This window comes from Bacillota bacterium, from assembly GCA_024655925.1.
Classification (GTDB): Bacteria; Bacillota; DTU025; order DTU025; family JANLFS01; genus JANLFS01.
Genome location: JANLFS010000096.1, coordinates 2438 through 11044, shown reverse-complemented (window position 1 = coordinate 11044; position 8607 = coordinate 2438). Strand labels below are relative to the sequence as shown.

At 60.7% G+C, this 8607-nt stretch carries 12 protein-coding genes and 1 pseudogene; all 13 read left to right on the top strand.

The genetic code is table 11. From position 1 onward, the window contains the following. The coding region (locus tag NUW23_12825) for a hypothetical protein (GenBank protein ID MCR4427048.1) at positions 1 to 561 on the top strand (561 nt) is incomplete at its 5' end. 156 nt (positions 562 to 717) lie between these two features. Then, on the top strand, positions 718 to 1149 hold the full coding sequence (locus NUW23_12820; GenBank protein ID MCR4427047.1) for a MerR family transcriptional regulator: 432 nt from the start codon (positions 718 to 720) through the stop codon (positions 1147 to 1149). Positions 1150 to 1152: 3 nt separating this feature from the next. Beyond that, positions 1153 to 1467, top strand: a pseudogene (locus tag NUW23_12815) (TipAS antibiotic-recognition domain-containing protein). Positions 1468 to 1631: 164 nt separating this feature from the next. After that, on the top strand, positions 1632 to 2090 hold the full coding sequence (locus tag NUW23_12810) for a chemotaxis protein CheX (GenBank protein MCR4427046.1): 459 nt from the start codon (positions 1632 to 1634) through the stop codon (positions 2088 to 2090). A 143-nt stretch (positions 2091 to 2233) separates the two neighbouring features. Continuing rightward, complete coding sequence (locus NUW23_12805) at positions 2234 to 2998, top strand: flagellar hook-basal body protein (protein ID MCR4427045.1); 765 nt, start codon at positions 2234 to 2236, stop codon at positions 2996 to 2998. 100 nt (positions 2999 to 3098) lie between these two features. Further along, positions 3099 to 3887 (top strand): flagellar basal-body rod protein FlgG, encoded by a 789-nt coding sequence (gene flgG / locus NUW23_12800; GenBank protein MCR4427044.1) that lies wholly within the window; start codon positions 3099 to 3101, stop codon positions 3885 to 3887. A 21-nt stretch (positions 3888 to 3908) separates the two neighbouring features. Then, complete coding sequence (gene flgA / locus NUW23_12795; protein ID MCR4427043.1) at positions 3909 to 4994, top strand: flagellar basal body P-ring formation chaperone FlgA; 1086 nt, start codon at positions 3909 to 3911, stop codon at positions 4992 to 4994. A 1-nt stretch (position 4995) separates the two neighbouring features. Beyond that, positions 4996 to 5613 (top strand): flagellar basal body L-ring protein FlgH, encoded by a 618-nt coding sequence (locus tag NUW23_12790; GenBank protein MCR4427042.1) that lies wholly within the window; start codon positions 4996 to 4998, stop codon positions 5611 to 5613. A gap of 15 nt (positions 5614 to 5628) precedes the next feature. Next, on the top strand, positions 5629 to 6738 hold the full coding sequence (locus NUW23_12785) for a flagellar basal body P-ring protein FlgI (protein MCR4427041.1): 1110 nt from the start codon (positions 5629 to 5631) through the stop codon (positions 6736 to 6738). 28 nt (positions 6739 to 6766) lie between these two features. Then, positions 6767 to 7141, top strand: a complete 375-nt coding sequence (locus NUW23_12780) for a rod-binding protein (GenBank protein MCR4427040.1) — start codon at positions 6767 to 6769, stop codon at positions 7139 to 7141. Further along, positions 7074 to 7520: a flagellar protein gene (locus tag NUW23_12775; GenBank protein MCR4427039.1), complete on the top strand. Its 447-nt coding sequence runs from the start codon at positions 7074 to 7076 to the stop codon at positions 7518 to 7520. The genes NUW23_12780 and NUW23_12775 overlap by 68 nt, the downstream gene beginning before the upstream one ends. Before the next feature lie 375 nt (positions 7521 to 7895). Continuing rightward, positions 7896 to 8402 (top strand): flagellar protein FlgN, encoded by a 507-nt coding sequence (locus tag NUW23_12770; protein ID MCR4427038.1) that lies wholly within the window; start codon positions 7896 to 7898, stop codon positions 8400 to 8402. Positions 8403 to 8426: 24 nt separating this feature from the next. After that, positions 8427 to 8607 (top strand): flagellar basal body protein (locus tag NUW23_12765; GenBank protein ID MCR4427037.1); only part of this gene is annotated, 181 nt, incomplete at its 3' end.

The window sequence follows — 8607 nt, the reverse complement described above, 5'->3', positions numbered from 1 at the left end:
CCGGAAGAGGCTCGAAGAGCCCGGAAAGGGAGGGTTGGAGCAGAAGCGCGGGCGTTTGCGTTTCTCAGCCCCCGCTCAGACAGGGCCTATGTCCTGTTCGCCCTCGACCGGTTCGGGAACATGGCGGCCGAGGTGATACCGGGCGAATCGAGGGTGGGGTTCGATGAGGTAATGCGGGACCGGATCGCAGAAGGGGCTCGAGTCTGTGTTGGGCGCGGGCTTGGGCACTGGCCGAGGCCTGGGGATCGGAGTCTGGGCCTGACATGGACGACACCTTTTCGGGCCAGGGCCCACAACAAGGACACTGTGACGAACAACCCGATGCACCATCAGGGGAACGTGAAACGGCTCATGACAGGGTTCCGGGAATGGTTGGCGAGATTCCGCGGGGTGGGGACGAAGTATCTCAAGCGGTATATCTCGTGGTTCTGGCAGGTATCGTCCAACACCGGCCTTGCGACGCCGATAGCCGCAAGGCGGCTTTTCCTGGCCACATTGAGTAGCACGGAGATTTGGAGAACCGCAGGGTCATGCCGGTTTGCAGGCCCAAATGGCGTCTAACAGGGCGAAGCCTACGATGAACCCCCAGAGCTCGTCAACCGCGAGGTGGGACACTCGCCATTACCTGACTACCGCTACCGGGACCTCTTTTCTTGGAGGCTATTGACCCTCACGCTACGTGATGGTTTAGAGTAGGACATGGAGTTGATTGGCTGCATGGCCTACACGGTTAAAGCCGTCTCGGATCTCGCGGGTATTAGCATTCGCACCTTACATCACTACGACGAAATCGGTCTCGTTAAGCCGGCGCACAAGACCGCCTCCGGGTATCGGCTCTACACAGAAGAGGACCTGGAGCGGCTCCAGCAAGTCCTATTCTTCCGGGAGCTGGGGTTCAGCCTCAAGGATATCAAGGAGATCGTCAGCCGTCTCGACTTCGACAGGAGGAAGGCGCTTCTGGATCACAGGGAGCTGCTGCTGGACCGGCAGGAGCGGCTCGGGAGGCTAGTGCAGTCAATCGACCGCACGCTCGATGCGATGGAAAGGGGTATCGCAATGAACGCGAAAGAGATGTTCGACGGGTTCGATCAGGCGGAATACGCGGAAGAAGCGCGGCAGCGGTGGGGCACGAGCAAGGAGTACGAGTAATCTATCCGGTGGACGAAGCGGTATACGAAGGAGGATTGGGACGTCATCAAGCAGGAAGGCGAGCAGATCTATCAGGCCCTCGCCTCGATGATGGACCGAAGCCCGACGGATCCCGAGGTTCAGGAGTGGATCCGCAGGCATCACCAGTAAATCAATGATCGCTTCTACACTTGTTCAGCCCTTGTCTATCGAGGGCTGGGCGACGGGTACGCGCAGGACGAGCGTTTCACCGCCTTCTACGACAGGATCGAGCCAGGCCTGGCCGGGTTCATGCGGGCGGCGATGCACGTCTATTGCGACAGACTCGAGGGCAAGTAGCTGATGAGGGCCTCCCGCGAGGCCCCCGGCGCGGCCCCCCGGCGCGATGTCGAGCCCGATGCCAGGCTCGACGTCCGGCGCGCACCCGTCCCCCCTCACAACATGCGCCAGCTAAACAAACCCCGCTCTCCGGCCGATAACATCCATTGAATGGAGGTCGGGACATGAGAGTGGAGTTTGTCAACCCGTTCGCATCCGCGGTCATTATGGTCTTCCAGAAGGAATTCGGGATGAATGTCATGAGGGAACCCCTCTCTCTCAAACAATCCCCCGTTGCCGGGAGCGACGTGAACACTATCATCGGCGTCACCGGGAGGGTTGTGGGGCAGGTCATTTACACTATCGAGGAACGAGTCGCAATCAAGCTCGCCTCTGCCATGATCGGAGAGCCTGTGACCGGCCTGGACGAGATGGCAAAGAGTGCAATCGCGGAACTGGGAAACATCATCACGGGCAATGCCGCCGCGGAGCTCGCGAAGAACGGTTACGACTGTGTTCTCACTCCCCCTACACTGCTCACAGGAAAAGAACTGATTGTGACGACGTTTGCCCCCGTGCTCTCCATCCCGTTCCACTCAGATTTCGGGCTCGTCACGGTTGAAGTGGCTCTGCGCGAAAGGTGAGAAGTATTTACTCGCTCTGAGAAAGAAGTACATCTACCCCATCATCTGTTCCCGGGCGACATGCCCGGGAACACTGGCTTCCGGATGTGGCACGATCCTTGCATCGGCCGTCAGGGGCCAGGCTCGTTTCGGAAGGAGGTGGAGTGAAGGTGCTGCGCGGGGCTTACGCCGCCGCCTCAGGGATGGTCCACCACGACCAGTGGCAGGCGGCGAAGGCAAACAACCTTGCCAACGCGTCCACCCCCGGGTTCAAGCGGGAAGTAGTCTGCGGGCTCTCGTTCTCCCAGGCGCTCGCGGGCGCAAGGGGGGAGGTGATCGGAAGGGCTGGCACGGGACTCGCAACCGCAGAATCCTATATCGACTTGTCCCCTGGCCCGATCGTCGAGACCGGGTTGGAGCTGGATTTCGCCATCGAAGGCCCTGGCTTCTTCTCAGTGGAGACAACGGCCGGTGTGAGGTACACGCGGGCAGGCAACTTCAAGATGGACGCCGAGGGGTACCTTCTGACGGCTGGGGGCCGCCGAGTACTGGGATATGACGGGCCGGTTCGGTTGCCGCAGGGGACAGTCAGGATCGAAGCGCTCGAGGACGGTAGTATCAAGTTTATCGAGGCTGATGGGGACGAGACGACCACGGGGAGGTTTCTGATCCAGTCGCCTGCTGGTCCCGGGGCCCTCGTGAAGGTGGGGGAGGGTCTCTTTGAGGCCACCGGGCCGGACGCCATGGTGGAAGCCGGGGCGGAGTGTCGGGTCATTCAATACTCGCTTGAGCAGTCCAATGTCAACGTGGTCACCGAGATGGTGGAGATGCTGGCGGGGTACCGGGTGTTCGAGGCAGCGCAACGCGCCATACTTGCCCAGGACGCGTGTCTTGAGAAAGCAGTCAATGAGGTCGGCAGGGTGATGTAGTGATTCCACGACAGGAAACTTGCGGCCGGACCGCGCATGCGGGGGCCGCGGGCTGCTGAACGACTGAGGCAGCCACAAACACAAGGAGGAGAGACCAGCCATGATGAGGGCGCTTTGGAGCGCGGCCACCGGGATGCTCGCGAAACAGTTGGACATGGACGTAATCTCCAACAACCTCGCGAACCTCAACAGCGCGGGATTCAAGAAGAGCAGGGTGGATTTCCAGGACCTGATGTACCAGACCTACCGGAGTGCCGGAAGCACTGTGGCGCAGGGATCGAAGCTTCCGGCAGGGATACAAGTTGGACTGGGCACCAGGGCCGCGGCTATTCAGAAGATCTTCTCCCAGGGCGATTTCATTCAGACGGAGAACCCACTGGACCTCGTGATCGAGGGCGACGGTTTCTTCCAGATCCTGATGTCCGACGGCTCCACCGCCTACACAAGGAACGGGGCATTCAAGGTGGACGCAGACGGCAGGATCGTCACATCCGACGGGTTCCTTCTTGAGCCCGAAATCAGCATCCCAACTGACTCCGTGAGCATCTCAATCGGGACCGATGGCACGATATCCGTTCTCGTCGCCGGGGACGATGAGCCCAAGGACATCGGCAAGATTGAGCTTGCCCGGTTCCTCAATCCTGCGGGCCTGGCTGCGCTGGGACGCAACCTCTTCAGGGCCACTGCCGCATCTGGCGAGGCCACCATAGGCACCCCGGGCCTTTCCGGCATGGGCACCATTGCCCAGGGATTTCTCGAGATGTCCAACGTGAAAGTAGTAGAGGAAATGGTGAACATGATCATCGCCCAGAGGGCCTACGAGGTGAACTCCAAGGCGATCCAGACTTCAGACGAGATGCTCGCGACCGCGAACAACCTCAGACGGTAGGCGGGGCATGAGGGGCCAGCCATGAGCAGGCGATTTCTGTATCTGTCCTGTGTTTTCGCGGCGATCGCGTGGGTCCTGGCCCTCACGGCTTTTCAAGGTTCGGCATGCGGTGCGGAAGCCCGTGGCCTGTCCTACAACACCGGGATCGCTGCCGGCCCCAGCCAACCTGGGTCGGAGATGACGATCGAGCTTGTGAGCCCGTCATCTGTAGTGGGCCCCAGGGTATTTCTTCGCGATGTCGCAATGTTCAACATCTCCGACCCAGTGCTCTTGGAGACCCTTGGAGGCGTGGACATCGGCCCCGCACCCCTGCCTGGCAAGGAGAGGGTACTCACCCTTGGCCAGATCCAGGTCCGGATGAGGCAACGCAAGATAGACCCGGCGGCTTTTGCGTATGTGGGTCCGAGCCGGGTGGTGGTCCAGGCGGTGGGGATCCGTGTGCCAGCAGCGCAGATAGAGGCTGCAGCCGTCCAGGCAGTCTGCCAGGCTCTGCCCCAGGGGGTCTTCCTGGACTCGGTGTCTGTGGCACGGTCCGAAGGAGACCTGGTACTGGCGGGGTTGGATCCCGGAGCGGCCCAGGTAATCACGTTGGTCGCCGCTGTTGCAGACAATGGACTCTCGAGCGGACTCGTGAAAGTGGACACCCGGGTGATCTTGGATGGGGCCGAACTCAAGACGACTTCGGTCTGGCTCCGAGTCTCCGTTTCCAGGGACGTGCTGGTCGCCGTGAAGTGGACGCCCATGGGCGCCTCATTGGGCAGCGATGATGTCAGAGTTGAGCGCCGGCCGGCGCCGGACCTCTCAACGAGAGTGATCCCAGCAAGCCCTGAGAGTGTGGCCGGGATGCGAACACGGCGAGCGATCCCTCAGGGGGCGGTTCTGCTTGAGGATGACATCGAACCGGTTCCGCCTCTCTTGGGGCAGGCCCAGGTGACACTCCTGGCTAACTCGCGCGGAATCAAAGTGAGTGTACCTGCGGTTGCCCTCGAGGACGGATGGCCGGGCCGGGTGATTCGGGTCCGCAACACAATCTCCGGCCTGGAAGTAATGGCGGTTGTCTCGGATGCTGAGACGGTGATTGCGATCCTCGATGAACGGGGGGACTGAGATGAGGCACGTTGCGGCAGCCCTTGTGGCCATGAGCCTTGTGGCAGGTACCGTGACTTTCACATGGACATCACCCGTGTGGGCGAAGTCGCTATATGGTTCGGACGTTTCTCCATTCTCGTCTATGTTCTCAGACACCCGAGCCAGAGGCGTGGGCGACCTCGTTACCATACTCGTGATGGAGTCCTCCTATGCCCAGAACAGCACCAAGACTCAATCCTCCAAGGGCATAGGTGTCGAGGCCAAACCTGGTGTAGGGTGGTTCGACTTCATCCCAGCACTCAAGCTAGACGGGGGCAATTCCGCCCGTGGGACTACGGAGACATCAAGGTCTGGGCGGCTTGTTGGCACGATCACTGCCCAGGTGACTGAAGTCCTTCCCAACGGTGATCTGAGAATCAGGGGAACTAGGGAAGTGTCAGTCAACCGGGAGAAAGAGCAGATGATCGTGGTTGGGACTATACGCCCCAAGGACATATCCCCTCAGAACACCATCCCATCAACCCTGGTGGCGAACGCGGAGATAAGCTTCTCGGGGGGGATATACACCGGCGAACGTGGGGGGATCTTCAAGACGCTGGCGGACGGAATTGTGTACCTGTTCAACTTGATCTTCTGAGTGGGAGGTACGCCCATGACACGTCCTGTTGCCACCCGGCTTGCTAGGGTTCTGGCATTAGCTCTCCTGGCCTCGGCCATGTGTGCCCTGATCTTCGCCGTTGTGCCCGCTCCATGCCACGGGGCTTCCGTGAGGATCAAGGACATCACCAGGGTACACGGGGCCAGAGACAACCAGCTGATAGGGTACGGTCTCGTGATCGGACTCCGGGGCAGCGGGGACAGCCGGAGCACGCCATTCACCGCCCGTTCTCTAGCCAACATGCTGGACAAGTTCGGGATCGCGGTGGATGCGGCGGAGATCCGCGCGAGGAATGTTGCAGCTGTGATGGTGACGGCAACCCTGCCGGCCTTCGCAAAGCCCGGGGACCGGATCGATGTTCTTGCTTCCTCCCTCGGGGATGCCAAGAGCATACTGGGGGGAACCCTCCTGCTCACCGAACTTGCGGGCGCCGATGGTCGGGTCTATGCCGTCGCGCAAGGGCCGGTGATCACGGGAGCCGACTCCCTGCCCACCGTGGCACGGGTACCATCTGGAGCCACCGTGGAGGGGTACGTCGAGATGAACATAGTGATGCCCGACGGATCAATCGTGTTGTCGCTGTTGAACCCCGACTATGCCACTGCGACCCGAATAGCGCAGGCAATTGCGAGTGCGTTCGGAAACGGAACTGCATCTGCGGTCGACGCCGGCACGGTCCGTGTCTCGACGCCTCCGGAGTGGAAAGAAGCAGTCACCCCATTCCTCGCAGAGCTCGGTGCGCTGCAAGTGACTCCGGATGCCCCGGCCAAGGTGGTGCTCAATTCAAGGACCGGACTGGTGGTGATCGGTGCGAACGTTCGCGTGAGCCCTGCTGCAGTATCCTATGGGGGATTCCGCGTGCAGATATCCACTCCCGCCGCGGCGCCGGCAGCGACTCCCGCTGGAGCACCCACCGATGGGCAGCTCACCCAGGCTGCGGACGGAGCGGCGCCCGGCAGTGTAGTTCTGTTGGAGGCGCAATCTACCATACAGGCTCTAGTAGATGCGCTGAATGCAGTGGGCGCGAGGCCGCAGGACATCATGAGCATAATGGAGGCCCTGCGTGCGTGCGGGGCGCTCCAGGCAGAACTCGAAGTAATCTAGAGCTTCCCGTCCGAGGGGGTGGTGCAGCGTGGTAGCAGGGACGAACCGGATCACAATTGCCCAAACGCGTGCGGTTCCGACTTCTGACCAGTCCGCGGATGAACACGCGAAACTAAAAGAAGCCTGTGCGGAGTTCGAATCCTTGTTCATCGAGATCATGATGAAGTCGATGCGCGCTTCTGTGCCCAAGTCCGCACTGTCCTCCGGGTTCGGCTCCGAGACAGTGCAGGGGATGCTCGATTCTGAACTCTCCAGGAGCCTGGCCCGGGCGGGGGGCATCGGACTTGCGGAGTTCCTCCTACGAGAACTCGAGAGGCCAAAAGGGGGTACGCTGGGTGGAGCTTCAAAACTGCCGCAGGTGCGGCCGGCTGTTCGCCAGAGTGACCAAGCCGATCTGCCCTGAGTGCCTTCGTGCCGAGGAAGAACAGTATGAGCGAGTCATGGAGTTTCTCAGGGCAAACGAGGGCGCCAACCTCGAGGAGATAGCGGACGCCACAGGGGTGCCACGTGATCTCGTGCTCAGGATGGTCAGAGAAGACCGGATAAGGGTGTCACGTACCGAAGGATCGGTTGTGTGCCGGGCGTGTGGGATCCAGATCACCTCTGGCATCTACTGTAGAGCGTGCATCCTGAGATTTGGCAAGGAGATCTCGGGCTACACGGCGAGAGTCTCTCATGCATCCCAACACCCTGGCGAAGGCGCATCTGGGGATGGCGGAGACAGCAGCCGGGCAATTCTTAGGATGGTGACACCGGAACGGCATGGACGGCTCGATGAGTGATGGGGCCTTCCGGGCTAAAGTCGGAGTACGGTGATGCCGATACTATTCGCGTAGCCGAGTGCTAAGGACGCGAGGTGACGCACTTGAGGATCACCGGAAACAAGGGCGGCGACATCCTGAGGCTGTATTCCGAAGGGACACGTAAACCAAATGGGTCGGCCCCTCGAAAAGACGGAGCGAGGCCGGATCAGGTCACTATTTCCCAAACCGGCAGAGAGATCCACAGTGCAAGAGTGGCTCTTTCGTCTCTTCCCGACATGCGGCAGGACCTTGTCGATTCCATCAGAGAACGAATCGAGACCGGTCAGTACCAGGTAAGCGGGAAAGATGTCGCGGCGAAACTCCTCGATCCTACAAGGCGGCGGGGTGAACGTAATGACCTACGGAGAGAGGCTTCTTGGGATCCTGGAACTGGAACTAAGCCTGTACTCCGAACTTCTGACGTTGACTCGGGCCCAGCGTCCCCTGATCACGGCGGGAGACGTGACTGAGCTCTCGTCAGCGGTCTCCCGGGCGGAAAACACAATCTACAGGATCAGAGAGGCTGAAGTGTCCCTGCTGAGATTGGAGAAGGAATTCACTCTCGAGACCGGGGCGCAGGGCTCGGAGACGACCTTGGCTGCTCTGGTCTCTTCTCTTCCTGATCAGGAGCGAACTGCCTGCGAGCGGGCCAGAAGCCAGATCGAGCAGGTGCTCTCTAGCATAGGAACAGAGAACGCCATCAACGAGGCCCTGCTTCGGGACTCTCTTGCTTACATCGAAAACCTCGTAAAGCTCATCGCCAGAGCGGAGGGTGAACCCCATTCCGGCACCATATATGGCCGCCTGGGAAGGCTAGACCGGGAGGCCCAGGGAAGTCTCGGCATCAGCCATGAGGCCTAGCCGTGCTCCGGTGGAGGTGATCCTGTGAGGTCCACTTTCTTCGGGCTCGAGACCGCGAGGCGAGCACTGAATGCCCAACGCCTTGCGATGGATGTGACGGCTCACAATATAGCCAACGCTAACACCCCCGGGTACAGCAGGCAACGTGCCACGATGTCGGCAGTGCCGCCTGTTCCAGGTCCAAACCAGCCTGGAGGGGGCGTGG

Coding starts and splice junctions, on each gene's coding strand:
- NUW23_12820 (MCR4427047.1), top strand. CDS start 718: ATGGCCTACACGGTTAAAGCCGTCTCGGATCTCGCGGGTATTAGCATT.
- NUW23_12810 (MCR4427046.1), top strand. CDS start 1,632: ATGAGAGTGGAGTTTGTCAACCCGTTCGCATCCGCGGTCATTATGGTC.
- flgG (MCR4427044.1), top strand. CDS start 3,099: ATGATGAGGGCGCTTTGGAGCGCGGCCACCGGGATGCTCGCGAAACAG.
- flgA (MCR4427043.1), top strand. CDS start 3,909: ATGAGCAGGCGATTTCTGTATCTGTCCTGTGTTTTCGCGGCGATCGCG.
- NUW23_12790 (MCR4427042.1), top strand. CDS start 4,996: ATGAGGCACGTTGCGGCAGCCCTTGTGGCCATGAGCCTTGTGGCAGGT.
- NUW23_12785 (MCR4427041.1), top strand. CDS start 5,629: ATGACACGTCCTGTTGCCACCCGGCTTGCTAGGGTTCTGGCATTAGCT.
- NUW23_12770 (MCR4427038.1), top strand. CDS start 7,896: ATGACCTACGGAGAGAGGCTTCTTGGGATCCTGGAACTGGAACTAAGC.